Source organism: Cocleimonas sp. KMM 6892, from assembly GCF_035798195.1.
Lineage (GTDB): Bacteria > Pseudomonadota > Gammaproteobacteria > Thiotrichales > Thiotrichaceae > Cocleimonas > Cocleimonas flava.
In genome coordinates, this window is record NZ_JAPFBV010000001.1 from 790,964 (window position 1) to 805,452 (window position 14,489).

At 38.9% G+C, this 14,489-nt stretch carries 15 protein-coding genes; 8 read left to right on the plus strand and 7 right to left on the minus strand.

Annotated features, from left to right (window positions below; all coding sequences use genetic code 11):
* Positions 1-14: 14 nt before the first annotated feature.
* On the minus strand, positions 15-590 hold the full coding sequence (locus tag OO007_RS03645) for a thioredoxin family protein (protein ID WP_131904652.1): 576 nt from the start codon (positions 588-590) through the stop codon (positions 15-17).
* A gap of 152 nt (positions 591-742) precedes the next feature.
* Positions 743-1,810 (minus strand): DUF1287 domain-containing protein, encoded by a 1,068-nt coding sequence (locus tag OO007_RS03650; RefSeq protein WP_325807786.1) that lies wholly within the window; start codon positions 1,808-1,810, stop codon positions 743-745.
* Positions 1,811-2,068: 258 nt separating this feature from the next.
* On the opposite strand from OO007_RS03650, the gene xrtH reads away from it, so the two are divergent.
* On the plus strand, positions 2,069-2,572 hold the full coding sequence (gene xrtH, locus OO007_RS03655) for an exosortase H (RefSeq protein WP_131904653.1): 504 nt from the start codon (positions 2,069-2,071) through the stop codon (positions 2,570-2,572).
* A gap of 27 nt (positions 2,573-2,599) precedes the next feature.
* On the plus strand, positions 2,600-3,235 hold the full coding sequence (locus OO007_RS03660; protein WP_325807787.1) for an exosortase H-associated membrane protein: 636 nt from the start codon (positions 2,600-2,602) through the stop codon (positions 3,233-3,235).
* A gap of 9 nt (positions 3,236-3,244) precedes the next feature.
* Here OO007_RS03660 and tcdA read toward each other — a convergent pair whose 3' ends face one another.
* Entirely contained in the window at positions 3,245-4,045 is an 801-nt protein-coding gene (tcdA, locus tag OO007_RS03665; protein ID WP_325807788.1) for a tRNA cyclic N6-threonylcarbamoyladenosine(37) synthase TcdA, read from the minus strand.
* 197 nt (positions 4,046-4,242) lie between these two features.
* Between tcdA and OO007_RS03670 the strand changes: the two genes are divergently transcribed.
* The gene (locus OO007_RS03670) at positions 4,243-4,749 is read left to right on the plus strand and encodes a hypothetical protein (protein ID WP_131904655.1); all 507 of its coding nucleotides are present in this window, start codon (positions 4,243-4,245) and stop codon (positions 4,747-4,749) included.
* 76 nt (positions 4,750-4,825) lie between these two features.
* Here OO007_RS03670 and OO007_RS03675 read toward each other — a convergent pair whose 3' ends face one another.
* From OO007_RS03675 to OO007_RS03685, 3 genes are all read right to left on the minus strand, one after another.
* A complete protein-coding gene (locus OO007_RS03675) occupies positions 4,826-5,590 on the minus strand; it encodes a sulfite exporter TauE/SafE family protein (RefSeq protein ID WP_325807789.1) in 765 nt (254 codons plus the stop codon).
* 209 nt (positions 5,591-5,799) lie between these two features.
* Positions 5,800-6,630 carry a sterol desaturase family protein gene (locus tag OO007_RS03680; RefSeq protein WP_131904657.1) on the minus strand — a complete coding sequence of 277 codons (831 nt, stop codon included), beginning with the start codon at positions 6,628-6,630 and terminating at the stop codon, positions 5,800-5,802.
* Positions 6,631-6,763: 133 nt separating this feature from the next.
* Positions 6,764-7,369, minus strand: a complete 606-nt coding sequence (locus tag OO007_RS03685) for a midcut-by-XrtH protein (protein WP_325807790.1) — start codon at positions 7,367-7,369, stop codon at positions 6,764-6,766.
* Between the two features lie 168 nt (positions 7,370-7,537).
* On the opposite strand from OO007_RS03685, the gene OO007_RS03690 reads away from it, so the two are divergent.
* The 4 genes from OO007_RS03690 to OO007_RS03705 all read left to right on the plus strand — a co-directional run bounded on the left by OO007_RS03690 (position 7,538) and on the right by OO007_RS03705 (position 11,537).
* Positions 7,538-8,356: an urea carboxylase-associated family protein gene (locus OO007_RS03690; protein ID WP_325807791.1), complete on the plus strand. Its 819-nt coding sequence runs from the start codon at positions 7,538-7,540 to the stop codon at positions 8,354-8,356.
* A 424-nt stretch (positions 8,357-8,780) separates the two neighbouring features.
* The gene (locus OO007_RS03695) at positions 8,781-9,629 is read left to right on the plus strand and encodes a midcut-by-XrtH protein (RefSeq protein WP_131904660.1); all 849 of its coding nucleotides are present in this window, start codon (positions 8,781-8,783) and stop codon (positions 9,627-9,629) included.
* A gap of 33 nt (positions 9,630-9,662) precedes the next feature.
* Positions 9,663-10,481 (plus strand): sterol desaturase family protein, encoded by an 819-nt coding sequence (locus OO007_RS03700; protein ID WP_325807792.1) that lies wholly within the window; start codon positions 9,663-9,665, stop codon positions 10,479-10,481.
* Between the two features lie 162 nt (positions 10,482-10,643).
* The gene (locus OO007_RS03705) at positions 10,644-11,537 is read left to right on the plus strand and encodes a recombination-associated protein RdgC (protein WP_131904662.1); all 894 of its coding nucleotides are present in this window, start codon (positions 10,644-10,646) and stop codon (positions 11,535-11,537) included.
* A 124-nt stretch (positions 11,538-11,661) separates the two neighbouring features.
* Here the strand turns inward: OO007_RS03705 and OO007_RS03710 are convergent, their stop codons facing one another.
* On the minus strand, positions 11,662-12,900 hold the full coding sequence (locus tag OO007_RS03710) for a ChaN family lipoprotein (protein ID WP_325807793.1): 1,239 nt from the start codon (positions 12,898-12,900) through the stop codon (positions 11,662-11,664).
* A gap of 119 nt (positions 12,901-13,019) precedes the next feature.
* On the opposite strand from OO007_RS03710, the gene OO007_RS03715 reads away from it, so the two are divergent.
* Positions 13,020-14,390 carry a vWA domain-containing protein gene (locus tag OO007_RS03715; protein ID WP_325807794.1) on the plus strand — a complete coding sequence of 457 codons (1,371 nt, stop codon included), beginning with the start codon at positions 13,020-13,022 and terminating at the stop codon, positions 14,388-14,390.
* The last annotated feature ends 99 nt before the right edge of the window (positions 14,391-14,489 follow it).

Here is a 14,489-nt window from a genome sequence, read left to right on the forward strand (position 1 = left end):
ATCGTTTGTTTTTTCTAGGTATATTGAGGCTCGTTACCTGCTTTCCATTTAATATTACAACCCATTGATGGTTTTTGGACTACCGGTTGCGGTTCACCTGCGAGCAATGATTCAGCAGCTTTAATCATATCTTCGCCCGTAACCGGAATTTCGGAATTGGGACGCGCACCATCGAATTGACCGCGATAATACAATTTATGATTCGCATCGAATAAAAAGAAATCTGGTGTGCATGACGCTTGATAAGCAGTAGCAGTTTGCTGCGATTCGTCAAATAAATAGGGGAAGGTGTAATCATACTTTTCCACATCTTCAACCATTTTTTCCGGACTATCATCAGGATAATTTTCTACATCGTTAGCATTGATTGCGATGACTTTTAGACCTCTATCTTGATAATCTCTGGCAAATTGCGCCAACGCATCTTTAATTAGAATGACATAAGGACAGTGGTTACTAATGAAAGCGACCAAAACAGCTTCATTCTTAAAATCAGATAAAGAAATCATGTTGCCCGATGCAGGCTCAATTAACGAAAAATCAGGCGCTTGAGTACCAAGCTCCAGCATTGTAGAGGGGGTTGCAGCCATAGTATTTTTTCCAGACAAGTTAATTTACAAGAAATAAGATAATACAGTCTAGACCGCTTTGCACGTAATTGATGATAGGAAAAATCTTAAAAAAACATAAAAAAAGCCCGAGGTCTAATCGACACTCGGGCTTTTATCATATGTAAACGATGCTATTTAATTAATAACGCATTGATTTCATCATTTGTTAACGTCGCTAGTTTTACGGAGTTATTTTTCGCCGTTACCACAGGCCCAGCTGTATTATTTAATCGAACTACATTATTCATGAGTTCAGCATTTGATAATGCGCTTGGTGCTGCAGCCACTGTAAGAGGTGCTGCTTGAGCAGTGCGTGATTGCGTTCCAGCACCTAATAAATTAGCCGCTTGAACCAGTTGAGCATGACTCATTTCATTTCTACGTGGCTGTGCTTGATTAGACGTATAATACGTTTGTGTAGAGTTTCCAACATGAGCCGATGTATAACGATAGTGGCCAGTAATTGGGAATCTAAATAAAATATCTTCCATCTGCGGACCTTGCGCGATGTTATGAACAATCATCATGCGATTTGGATCAGCACGACTTGGTCTATCAACAACGACACCGATATGTGGTAAATCAGGTCCAACCATCCAGGTTACTAGGTCACCCGGTTTATAATCACGCGCATTGCGAGTGATAGGTAATGCAGCACCTTTACGCTGGAAGAACTTTCTTAAATTGTAAACACGACGATGATCAATATTGGTATCAGGACGTGACAAACCCCATTTACGTGGATTCGGGTAAGAATTGAAAGCAGTGGTCATATCTTTATGCACTTCTTTCTGTAAATCGATGCCTAATTTACGGTAAGAACGGATAACAACGTCAGTACATACACCAATATTGGCAGGTACATCACCCCAAGGGTATGCAATCTTTACATATTTACCATCGTATCTAACACGTGACTGTAAACGCTGTAATGCGGCATTAGATAACTTACGTGAGAAAGCACTCACATTATTATTGTATCTAGGTGGATTTATTGCTTTGCGTATATTGCGTTTCGGAGAACGTTTTTCATATACAACCGGTTCTACTTCAACGTCATTATCGGCAACAGTAGGTACCTTAGCTATTTGTTTTGAAGCCGCTGAGTTGCTAGCTTGTTGTGGTTTTGTGCCCGAACAACCGGTAATGCCAGCAGATATGAGTACAATCGGCATTAATACCGTGAATTTTTTTAACATGGAAAAGACCCCTTTTTATTGTTCTTTTTTTACAGGATATATCAAGATTACTGAGCATAGGCTTAACCATAGAAAATAGTTAAAACAATTTGATATCAATTTCTTATCGAAAGAACGGGCTAAAAGTAGCACGTTATTACGAGATCTCATAATAAAGTTGATTTACACCCTTAAATTTAAAGCAATTTCCGTAACTTTTTCACAAAAAACATACGAAAGTTATGCCATACTTTAACTATCTACATTGTTGGAAAGCTTATGCGTATCTCGTGGTTTGTGTTGGTCTTGGTTGTTTTATTTGCCCTGGAATTGCTCGGTCCTGTTCGTGAATACGTTATCTTGCCTTTCACTGGCTTAATTGCATCAGTCAGCGCAGCAGTTACGCAACTATTTGATAGCTCGGTTCAATCTCACGGCATCATTCTTCAAAATATAAATAATGGCACCGCTGTCTCTATTCAGCCCGGTTGTAATGGCGTTGAGGCGATGATCTGTCTGACAGCTGCCATTGTCGCATTCCCTGCCAGCTGGAAGCATAAACTGTATGGCTTATTGTTCGGCTTTATTGCCATTCAGGCGCTCAATATCGTCAGAATTATCAGCCTTTTTTACCTATTGCAATGGGATAAAGATTGGTTTGAATGGGCACATTTATACTTGTGGCAAGCACTTATCATTCTTGACGCATTGATCGTATTTATTGTTTGGGTACGAATGCTACCTGAGCCAGAAGATGACCAAACAGAGCCTCAAGCGGCTTAAAATTAACACAGTACTGATTATCAAAATATGACAAAAGAATCGGAACAAATAATCTCAGTTAAAGGATTTTTGCTTAAAATTCTGATTTGGTTGCCAATTACTTTTGTAGTCTGGTATTTCTTAACACCCGTTATTCTCTATGTACTTTCATTTTTAGCGAAAGCGACATTAACCTTAGTAGCTGGTCAAGCAGTGGTTGATGTTAATGTTTATGAGCACGTGTTACATATTGTTACTCCATTCGCGGCTGAAAAAACCAATGATGTGAATCAGGGGCAATTAGTATTCGCCATTAATGCCATGAAGTACGGTTATGGTATCGCTTTATTTATCGCGATGTTGTTAGCCACTCCCGACAAACTAGGCAATAAGCTACAGAATTTATACATAGGTATTCTGATTTTACTCATCGTGCAGGTTTGGGGCATAACCTTCGACACACTGCAAACGTTGGTATTTAAATTGGGAATGGGTATTGCAGAAACACTCAACACTACCGCATTTACTCGAGAATTGATCGCGCTTGGCTATCAAATGGGCTATTTAATCTTGCCTGCGGTAACACCAGTTTTGATGTGGTTTGTGATGTATCAAAATCATCTCGAAAAAATGGCGCCTAAATTCGCAAAGATTAAAAAGCCAAAAAAGAAACCTTCTAATTAAAACGATTACTTAAGTTTTCGCTGCTATTTTTTCCAACACATAAGCCACCGCTACAAACCCAAATGTCGCCGTAACCATTACAGATGAGCCTATTCCTCCGGCACAACTTAAATCCGTCAATGCCGCTTCCCCTGTGGGTTTATCGTTGGACATTTCACCAGAGCTGAGTGGGTATTTCAACTGCTCGGAGGAAAACACACAGGGAATTGAAAAACGACGTTTCGCATTTTTTGTAAAGCCATAATCCTGACGTAATAATTTTCGTGTTTTAGATAATAAAGGATCATGTATCGTTTTACTTAAATCAGAGACTTCTATCAAACCAGGATTTGTCTGACCGCCCGCTCCACCAAGAGTGATGATTTTTATTTTATTGCGTTTGCACCAGGCAATCATGGCTGACTTAACCCGTGAATCATCGATACAGTCAACAACAAAATCAGTATCGACCGATATCATCGCTTCTATATTATCTTGCGTAACAAAGTCATCAATCGTGACAGTCTCACAGTTAGGATTAATATCTTTGATTCTATCCGCCATTACATCGATTTTATTTCGACCCAAAGTGCTTGATAAAGCAGGGAGCTGGCGATTGATATTTGATTCTGCAACGACATCCATATCGATCAATGTAATATTTGCTATCGCGTTTCTGGCGAGGGCTTCAGCAACCCAGGAACCAACCCCACCCACACCAACCACAATCACATGTGCTTGTTGAAATTTTTCTAAGGCAGCCTTTCCATATAAGCGTTGTACGCCACCAAAGCGTCGATTCATATCTACATGTTGATCTGATTTAGTCACTTGAAATAGCTTAAATTATCAAAAATAGAAGCTTAGCCTAGTCCCCATCAATAAAAAAGCATTTGCTGTGTCAAAAGCACTTTGAAAACTCCTGCAAAAAATGCACCAAAAAGTTGCATACAATACTATTTTCTATAAAATAACGACCATACAGTTAATAACTGGGAAGCAATTCATAGCAAAAAGGGGAAGCTTTGATGAATACTCACACAATTAACCACAATGCACTAACTCACTTAATAGAAGCCGGAGCTGTTGCTAAAGCTAAAGCAAATGCTGAAGGTGATACCTGGACATTAACCATTACTGCTGGTGAAACAGATAAAATCGTAATGGCTAAAAACAGTGGTAAAGCACGCGTCTGGAGAAAGCTCGATACGCTCGCTAAATACCTACTGGATATCGGCTTAGGGAATTTTGAAATTAATTTATCCGATTACGACCCTACAAAGAAAAGCCTGAGACGTCCTGATAGCGCGAACACGCTGAAAAAAACCCATGAAGCGCACAAATCTTTCCAAAAACAGAAGGAAGATAAATTAGTAGAAACTACGTCCAGGCTTTCTCCATCCTTAGCGATCAAAACCCAAACACCCACTCCTGAGTTTACCAACAATACGGACAGAGCTATTCAAACGGCAAAAGAAAGGTGGGAAGAAAGACGTGCCAAAATTCTTCAGAAAGAAGATCCTAGAGCTAAATAGAACGACTTAACATTTAAGATAGTTTATAAAATTAACCAAACCCACCCCCCTACTTACAGGGAGTTTTTTAGGCTAATTACATAAACATCTTGATTACATTCGCCGTTAACATAACGGTTAGTACGATAATTAATAGACGGCGGATAAATTTATCTCCTCCTTTAATGGCAGAATGACCTCCTATCCAGCCACCTAAAGAACTTGCGGCAATCATCGGAAGAGCGATTGCCCAAATAACCTTTCCCGCCAGTAAAAATGCAACAGCAGCCCCTATATTGGTAAATAGATTTAAGGGTTTGATGGTTGCGGTTGCTTTAAGTAAATCAAATTTCAGAATTTTTCTTACGGCAATTGCCATATAAGTGCCGGTTCCCGGACCTAAAATTCCATCATAGAAACCAATCGGCGCAAGCGCTGCTATTGCTTTAATCGGTCGATCTTCAGGAGTGCCCAAGTGTGCTTCTGGTTTGTCTCTCAGTACAATAATCAGCGCAATCGGAATACAAATTATAATAGCCCAGGCCAAAAAGGTAGCAGAGAGTTTTAGAGCAAACATCCCACCAACATAAGAAGCCAATAGACAAGGAACCGCCGCATAAGCCACTATTTTCCATTGCACTCTTTTACCTAAAGCGTATTTGGCAACCGCAAGTGTAGTGCCAGCAATAGCAGTCACTTTGCTCACAGCTAATGAAGAAATTGGTGGAACACCCGCGAATAATAAAGCGGGAAGGTTAAGCATTCCGCCACCGCCCGCAACAGCATCAACATAACCCGCGCAAAAAGCGACAAGGCTCAAGGCTAATACCCAGTAGATACTGAGCTCAAAAATAGGATCCATACTTAAAACTGGGTTGAGATAAAGAAGCAAGAGTATAGGTTATCTATTTGAGAAAACCCTGTAACTTAAATAAAAATACTTAGCGCTCAATATTCTGCTTAAAACAGTTCTGAGTTATTGGCTAATTAACATTACAGGATATTGACCACGAATATTACATAGAGGCTTTTCAAGTATTATAAAAAACCTCATGAAAGTAGGGGGGTGGGTTAGCTTTTTGGTTTGTAAATAAATGGTGTAATGAACAGCCTGTCTAGGCGACTATCTTGATTATCGCGCAATGTTTCTAGACCAACTTCCATTGACGCAATCTCTTCATAAGGCTTTTGCGTGTACGTCCTGAAAAAATAATCAAACCACGGAATCATGTCGCTGTAATTGCTGTTGGTGAATTTTTTATCGCTGGAATGATGCATACGGTGAAAATCTGGCGTCACAATAAACAGTCTTAATACCTTATCGAGCTTTTTAGGCAACACTATATTGCTGTGGGTAAATAAACTAAATGCAGTGTGGGTTAGGTTATAAAGCGCAATAACAATAAAAGGAGCACCTAGAGATAAAATAACAGGGGTCAAAATAATGACATTAATCATCGGCTCAAAAGGATGATGCCGATGGCTTGTCGTCACATCAATTTCGGTATCTGTATGGTGTACTGCATGTATTTGCCAGAGAAATGGAACCTTGTGAAAAAGACGATGAATCCAGTAGACCAAAAACTCCATCACAAACAGCAACAGAATAAATACAGGAAGATCAGAAATTTTAAAATGTGATAGAAGCGGAGATTCCGGGACAAAACCAGATATTAACCCATACACGACAATCGAGAAAAACAAGACAAAGAAGTGATTAAATAACGCTAATCCAATATTACCCAGCCAACGATTGGTCTCGTTCTCATTCGATTTTCGCCGAGGAATAAACCCCTCAATTAAAAAGAAAAGGACCATGCCGCCAAAAATGGCAGCAAATTGAATTTCAGTAAAATGCGTCTGAAACCAGCTTTGGCTTAAATCTAATACTTGGGTTTCCATCGGTTTATGGATGCTCTGTTATATATCTATCATTCACTTGGTCACATCATAATCAACGATAATAAGTATGATTGCAATTAAGATTAATGGATAAAGGAGGCTCGAAGAACTTTTACCTATCTGGTACCCAAAATTATTTTACGGGTTTTATTGCTTGCACTTCGTCAATAATAACTTCATCAACTTCTAACCTGCAATCCACATGGCAACTCATGTCATCTGAAAGCGGCAGATTTATTGCACATTCTGGTATTCCCTCGATCATTCCAGCGCCAGGAAAATTCCCACAAGAGTTACCTTCAAAATTTAAAATTATGTCTTTTACTTGTTGTGTGACGCCAGAACCATTTTTAATGATAGTAAAAGCTCCTTCATTAAAAATGACATCTCCACCTGCGGGGTTATCCATCGTTTTGGTTGTACCCACAGCAGCCTGTAAATCAGAAACCGTTTTAAAACCACCAGCCGCCATTAAAGCAGAAGCGCCAATAAGCGCTATGAAGAACTTACCAGCTCCATTTTTTGAATTTTTTGATACTCGGAAAGCAACTACCATTAAGAGTAAACTTAATAGGATAAGCATTGTTCCACTAAGCGTAGGAACTGCCGTTGTAGCAGTCGGCGACAATGTCACTGTACCACCAGGAACAGCAATTCCCGCAAAAGCCGCTGAAGAAGAGAAAACCATTAAGGTAAAAATCGAGATGCATTTTGCTGTTAAATTTTTAATAGCAGTCATGGTAGAAATCCTTTTGAGTGTAACAAGCTTTAAATAAATCAAAGCCAAGCAATTCACCGCAAAAACTAACACACACTCTCTATTAAAAGTATTACCCAAATATACTATTGATTAGGTCATCAACTGTATAAGATATACCCAGCCTCTTTAGCAAAAAGGAAATATCTGATGAGTAGAAAACCAATCATTTGTTATAGCGTCGATCAACTTCCACCTGTCGATACTGATTTTTATAACAAGGTCCGCACCAATATGACTAAAGTCGACGAGGTGCTAATACCACCTAGAGATGCGAAGACATTTGAAGTACCCGCAGGTCATGTATTTAGACTCGTCAGTGTAGAAGGGCCGCAAGTTGGCGATTTAAACTTATGGAATCAACACGATTTAAGCGAACGCTTTTTCAGCGGTAAAACACGTCAGCTACACGCCAGTCATGTGACCACAGGTGATCGTTTATGGAGTAGCTTGCCCGGTTTACGCCCACTAGCAACTATTACTCACGATACGCTGGAATGGTATGGCTGGGATGAAGATGGCGCAGGTATTCATGATGTGATTGGTACACGCTGCGATCCATACACAAATTACATGTTAAACGGCGTAGATTATCATTATTGCTGTCATTCAAACCTCACCAGATCGTTGGTAGAAGGTAGAAATTTAGCGCCTGAAGAAGCCGAGCTGCACGTACACGATGTGTTAAATGTATTCATGTGTACCGGTTTCACCAAAGATACCCATCAATATTTTATGAAAGCCAGCCCCGTAAAACCAGGTGATTATATTGAGTTTTTTGCAGAGATTGATTTACTCGGTTCGATGTCGACCTGCCCGGGTGGTGATTGTGGTAGTAGCCATTCAGACGATGATGCCGCCTGTTATCCACTTCTGGTAGAATTATATAAGCCGAATGAAGGGATTTTGGGAGACTGGAAACAGGCTGATCACAATGCTTATTCTGGGACTCATGGCTTAGAAAAGTAATGTCACCCCCCCACTTTGAGCCGTTTTTTTAGAATGTTTTAAATTTAAGGAGTCAGCTTTCGATATATATTCACCAAAGCTGATTCTATCAATAACAGAACAAAGAAAACAAGCCCACTAAACAGTTTAACTTTGTCGTCTTGCTCCTGAGTGGGATATAACTCTTGAGAGCCATAAAAATAGTAGGATAAGTTTAAAATCATTGCGACAGCGATCATGATAATTAGCGCAAGTAATATGTTTTTTTGGTGTTTTTTCCAGAACATTCTCAATAAATACCTATGTTAATTGAAGGTGCGCTTCTTTTTTATAGTAAATCGTTTGTGCTAGACTGTATTCAGGATAATTAAACAATATAAAAATAATCACTCCATTATCTGTCTCTGATTCAGTAATTTTAACCAATACTTAAGGAAGATACAGGATGAAAAAGCGAGAAATTTTTTTTACTAAAGTTGGGTTTAGCATAGCACTTTCTTTTATTTTAACCTCAAACGTATTTGCAGGTGCACCTAACCCAATAGGTACTATGACCTATAGTATCCCAGGAGCTACAGCAGTCCCTACGTTAAGCGGCACGATGCTTATTGCACTTAGTTTATTGTTATTTGCGGTTGCTTTTAGGGTTGCCAAGCAGAAAGGCTCTGGAAAGATGTTTATTACGCTGATTGGTGTTAGTGCATTATCTATTGGTGGTAGTGGGATTAAATTGGTATCTGATGCCAAAGCTTTAATGGGAGCTTCTTTACCTTTGAATACTGGTCCTACAACAGGCGAAGTTGATTTATATTCTGGTTATAATATCTTCGAAAATACAAATTCTCAAACCGTAACAATTAAAAGTATAACAACTGATGCAGGTTATTCTTGTGGCGCATTAGCGGGAAAACCACAAGCTTTAGCATTACCTGCAGTGTCAACTTGCAGCGAATCTCTTGAAATATCAAATGGAAATATTTGTGACTTTCAATGTGATGCAATTGTTGAAGTTTCAGATATACGCCTCAAACAAAATATCAAATATCTCCGTACTCTTGAAAATGGTTTAAAGATCTATTCTTTTAAATACCTTACGAATGTGTCTAATTCTAAAGAGACACAAGTTGGTGTTATGGCCCAAGATCTTCTGAATGATTCTAGATACAAAGATGCAGTAATCAGAATGAAAGATAATCATTTCGCAGTGAATTACCGATCAATCGGTTTAAAAATGATTACTTTAGATCAATGGAAGGCCTCTCCAGATAACGTCTTTTATGAACAGAAACTTTAAACAATAGGATTTACTTATGGTTAGCTAGTGACAATGGCTGATTACATTCAAAATAATTATTACGAACTTCAATTTGCCATCATTTTTGGTGGCATGTTTGTTTTTTTTATACTTGAAGGTTTTATTCCTCGTCGAAACCCCAGTCAAAATCAAACTGGGAGATGGTTTAACAATATTGGTCTAGCTTTTTTTAATCATTTCATTGTTCTATTCTATTCAATCGGACTAGGTTTTGTTATTCAAAAGCTACACTCTGACACAACACTTGTTCGCCATTTTCAAATATCAGATATTAACATTTTCATATTTCTTGTTTTTTTGATGGAGTTCATTACCTATTGGTTACATCGTGCTTTTCATAAATTCCCATTACTTTGGAAAATCCATGCGGTTCATCATTCTGACATAGAGATAGATGTAACCACAGGTCATCGCCATCATCCACTTGAGCCTATGATTAACGGGCTTATCGCGACACCACTTATTATCTTTCTAGGTGCCCCGGTGATAGTCATTGCAATGGTTAATATTCTCCATGCCGCAATCGCACACTTTAGCCATAGCAATATTGTTTTACCAAAACGACTTGATTCTTACTTACGAAAATTTATAGCAACTCCTGATTTTCATCGTATGCATCATTCGAGTCAGAGAAAATATACTGATAGTAATTTTTGCGTCATGTTTCCCATTTTCGATTATGTTTTTGGCACAGCAACTCGTTTACCTTATAACGAATTGCCTGAAATGGAGATTGGTCTTGAGTACTTTCGAGAACCTAAAAATAATCGACTAGATCAACTACTTCTAATGCCACTATTATCTGAAAAGTCTATTAATTCACTTAGGTAAGGAAAAAAGTTGATCTTAATATATAATTAGATGTTTCCTATTTAATGATTTCTTTTGTGAAAAATTAGAGAGATTTCTATTATAGACTTGTCATTTATTGCATAATCCTCCGCCTAAAAATTACCATTTTTAAAAACAAAAAAGGGCTAACAAGGACAAATTATGTGGTTTAAAAATCTCTATCTTTACAACTTTGAAAAAGAATTTCCCTTAGATGCAGAGCAGTTACATGAAGAATTGGCGAAGAAGCCTTTTGTTCCGTGTTCTGCTACTCAACGTGAAAGTGCAGGTTGGATTCCTCCTTTAGGTAAGAACGCAACTTCATTCACGCATGGATCAAATGGCTATATTTTATTAAGCATGGCACGTCAGGAACGTATTCTTCCTGCGTCTGTGATTAAAGAAACCTTAGATGAAAAAGTAGAAGCGATTGAGCTTAAAGAAAACCGTAAAGTGAGTTCTCGTGAGAAAAAAGATTTGCGCGAAGATATCGAGCACGAATTGTTGCCAAGAGCATTCAAACGCACTCAAAAAATGGATGCCTGGATAGATCCTAAAAATGGTTGGTTAATTATAAATACGCCTTCCGGACCACGTGCTGAAGCTTTCACAAAATTATTGCGTAGCACATTGGGTACGTTACCAGTGACATTGCCAGAATCTGAAACTTCTCCAGCCGTTGCTATGACTGAATGGTTAAGCAGTTCTAAAACCCCTGAGCCTTTTGATTTAGGTTTTGAGTGTGAGTTAAAAAATCAGGGTGATGACAAAGGCAGTGCAACATTCAAACAGCATGATTTAACCTTAGATGAAGTGCAGAAAAGTTTAGAAGCGGGTAAGTATGCAGCGAAGCTTGCATTAGAGTGGGATGAAAAAATTAGCTTTGTGTTAAGTGAAGACTTACAGATCAAAAAGCTTAAATTCCTTGATGTGCTTGAAGAAGAATTAAACGATAACGACCCAGAATCACACGAAGAGCATATGGATATTCAGTTTTCCTTGATGACGGGTGAAGTTTCGTTAATGCTTAAAGATTTGATGCGTGTGCTTAACTAAATAACGTATTAAATCAGTTAAACGATAATCAAATAAGCCACCCCCCTACTTTAGGGCACTTTTTTAGTTTCCATCATAAAAAGGCTTCTAAAGTAGGGGGGTGGCTTTATTTATTTACACTCATCTATTTTTTATGAATCCTGCTGAAATCGAATGCGCCATGTTTCTTCGGCTTACCAAGCACTAAGGTTTTAATCAGCGTTTTATTATTTCTTAGTAATTTCACCATCGCTTTATCCCCCGGCTTTTTATCTAAACGCCATAAACTCACATCACTGGTTTCTTTTATTGTTTGATTGTCGATCGCGATAATGACATCTTTTGCTTGGATCCCTGCTTTTGTAGCTGCACCTTTGTCGATGACCGAATTCACGATTACACCCCGATCAGCTTCACCCATCATGATGCCGATAAGTCCTGCCGGTGGTAATTTTGCCTCTGGTGAATAAAGCAAATAATCTGCATTTTTAGAAGATGGATTCGATTGAATGCTGCTACTACTTAAAATCACCAAAGAATGTTTTTTATTATTTAGCTGTCGATCAAGACGGCTTGGAATACCTTCTCGATTTATCAGATGACCACTGCCAGTAATCACAACCATTTTTCTTTTTGGGTATTTTTTTAAATAATTAGCAGCCGCAAAAGCCATACCTTCATCCCAGGCTAATTGCGCATCATAGAAGTTATCAAACGCCTTGCTATTGTTTTTCACCCCATGGGAATGCATCGAGTACACAGTTTTTAAACGTGCCTCATAGTCTTTATTCGATCGATCGAGCGTTTTGGGTAATAAGGCGCGGTCTTTCGATGAAAGACCCTTAATGCCTACTTTTGCAACCCGCTTAGTTACTTCCTGGGGAATATTCAATGCAATTAGTGGAATTTTATTCGCTTTTGCATAATCAAAAATAGGTCTATAGAGACGGAAATCGTACTTCCAGCGTTTATACCATTCTACTTTCCTTAACATCTGGCGTTCATTAATTCGACCAGCAATATAATCATCCAGTGCAGATTGAAACGGTTGTTGAACCATCTCTAATCCAATACTTAAGCCAGCCCCCCACTTATAGTGAGTTTTCTTAATCACTGCTAATTGATTAAGATGGTGTCCGTAATTGGTGTGTGATTCACCGACAAGCACAACACGATATTGGTCTAGCTCATTCGATAATGTATCCAGCGGTTGGATTGCTTTCAAATCTAAAACGTTGATTTTCTGATCATGTTCTGTTTGTGCGCCATGCTTGGCAGATTTACTGTTTGATGACTTGTTCACTGAATGTTGTGAACAGGCACTTACACTCATCAAAACAAGTAGCATTAAAGGAAGTGTGTATTTCATTGTCGTAGATTTCATGCCTGCATTGTACGAGCTTTTACAAACTTTTTACAAAGTCCTTACATCGTTTTCACGTATGATTGTTCTTGCTCACTTAAAGTCATTCTTCCACAAACAAGAAATAAAGGTAGGACGAGATGACAGGGAAAAACATGCAACCATTTTGGAAAAAATTATTAGGTGCCGTTGGTATCGCTTCGTTTAGCTTATTGGGTAGTACGCTGGCAATGAGTTCAGCTCAGGCGAAACAAGTTGAATTACGCGCAGAACTAGGCAGCCCAGTAATAGAAGCAGGCAAAAAACAAACCACGTTTTTAAAAATAGCCTTAACCGGTTTTAAACTGGATGACGAGTCAGACCGTACACCTGCGAATATTGCCATTGTTTTAGATAAGTCAGGTTCGATGGGCGGAGATAAACTGCAAAGCGCAAAACAAGCTGCACGCATGGCGGTGAATCTGTTAAATGACAATGACATCATTTCAATCATCAGCTACGACTCAACCGTGAATGTACTGGTTCCGGCAACAAAGGTAAGCGACAAGAAAGCGATTCATCGTGCGATTGATAGAATGCGTTCCAACGGTAAAACAGCGTTGTTTGCAGGTGTTAGCAAAGGGGCAGCAGAAATCCGCAAATTTTTAGATAAGGATCGAGTTAATCGTGTGATTTTATTATCCGATGGACAGGCTAATGTGGGTCCAAGCTCTCCCAGTCAACTAGGTGACTTAGGTGCGTCACTAAGTAAAGACGGCATCACAGTAACTACCATAGGTTTAGGCACAGGATACAACGAAGACCTCATGGCAAATCTGGCTGGGTATAGCGACGGTAACCACGCATTTGTTAAAGACGCAGAAGACCTGGCTAAGATTTTCAAATACGAGTTTGGTGATGTTCTATCCGTCGTTGCACAGGATGTTGAAATAAAAATTCAATGTAAAAATGGCATCAAGCCGATTCGAATTTTAGGTCGTGACGGAACGATTTTAGGTCAAACTGTTAAGACGAATATGAGCCAGCTGTATAGCGAACAGGAGAAGTTTGTATTAATCGAAGTGGAAGTGCCAGCAGGCAGAGCAAAACAACAAGTGTCTTTAGCTGACGTTAGTGTGGCTTATCAAAATATGCAGAGTAACCAACAGGATAAACTCGCTGATAATATGACCATTGCTTACAGCGCATCTCAAGCGGATGTGAGACGCGCTTTAAATCGTAGCGTTGAAGTGACTGCAACTAAGCAGGTAGCAAATGAAGCAAGTAAAGAAGCACTTCGTTTACGCGACCAAGGTCAGTTAAAAGAAGCGCAGGAAGTATTGAAAGGCAGTGCGCGAGTTATCAAACGCAAAGCAGAACAACTTGGTGGGTCTGAAGCGGGCTTATTGAATTCGTTTAGCTCATCAATCAGTGAAGATGCGAATACGATCATGGAAGAAAAAGACTGGAACCAAAACAGAAAGTCTCTTAAAGCCAGACAATATAAATTAGATAAGCAGCAGTCTTATTAATTGGTAATTTATCGATTGGATATATATACGAGGCCCAGAAAATATGGGTCTCGTATTTTTCTATATAATGAATTTACTGATAAGCTTTGCTCCATTAAT

What these genes read in the sequence shown, in the direction of transcription:
- OO007_RS03685 (WP_325807790.1), bottom strand. Translation starts at nt 7,369, where the DNA reads ATGACTGCTATTAAAAATTTAACAGCAAAATGCATCTCGATTTTTACC.
- OO007_RS03710 (WP_325807793.1), bottom strand. Translation starts at nt 12,900, where the DNA reads ATGAAATCTACGACAATGAAATACACACTTCCTTTAATGCTACTTGTT.
- OO007_RS03690 (WP_325807791.1), top strand. Translation starts at nt 7,538, where the DNA reads ATGAGTAGAAAACCAATCATTTGTTATAGCGTCGATCAACTTCCACCT.
- OO007_RS03670 (WP_131904655.1), top strand. Translation starts at nt 4,243, where the DNA reads ATGAATACTCACACAATTAACCACAATGCACTAACTCACTTAATAGAA.
- OO007_RS03675 (WP_325807789.1), bottom strand. Translation starts at nt 5,590, where the DNA reads ATGGATCCTATTTTTGAGCTCAGTATCTACTGGGTATTAGCCTTGAGC.
- OO007_RS03645 (WP_131904652.1), bottom strand. Translation starts at nt 590, where the DNA reads ATGGCTGCAACCCCCTCTACAATGCTGGAGCTTGGTACTCAAGCGCCT.
- OO007_RS03700 (WP_325807792.1), top strand. Translation starts at nt 9,663, where the DNA reads ATGGCTGATTACATTCAAAATAATTATTACGAACTTCAATTTGCCATC.
- OO007_RS03695 (WP_131904660.1), top strand. Translation starts at nt 8,781, where the DNA reads ATGAAAAAGCGAGAAATTTTTTTTACTAAAGTTGGGTTTAGCATAGCA.
- OO007_RS03680 (WP_131904657.1), bottom strand. Translation starts at nt 6,630, where the DNA reads ATGGAAACCCAAGTATTAGATTTAAGCCAAAGCTGGTTTCAGACGCAT.
- OO007_RS03650 (WP_325807786.1), bottom strand. Translation starts at nt 1,810, where the DNA reads ATGTTAAAAAAATTCACGGTATTAATGCCGATTGTACTCATATCTGCT.
- OO007_RS03660 (WP_325807787.1), top strand. Translation starts at nt 2,600, where the DNA reads ATGACAAAAGAATCGGAACAAATAATCTCAGTTAAAGGATTTTTGCTT.
- OO007_RS03705 (WP_131904662.1), top strand. Translation starts at nt 10,644, where the DNA reads ATGTGGTTTAAAAATCTCTATCTTTACAACTTTGAAAAAGAATTTCCC.
- xrtH (WP_131904653.1), top strand. Translation starts at nt 2,069, where the DNA reads ATGCGTATCTCGTGGTTTGTGTTGGTCTTGGTTGTTTTATTTGCCCTG.
- OO007_RS03715 (WP_325807794.1), top strand. Translation starts at nt 13,020, where the DNA reads ATGACAGGGAAAAACATGCAACCATTTTGGAAAAAATTATTAGGTGCC.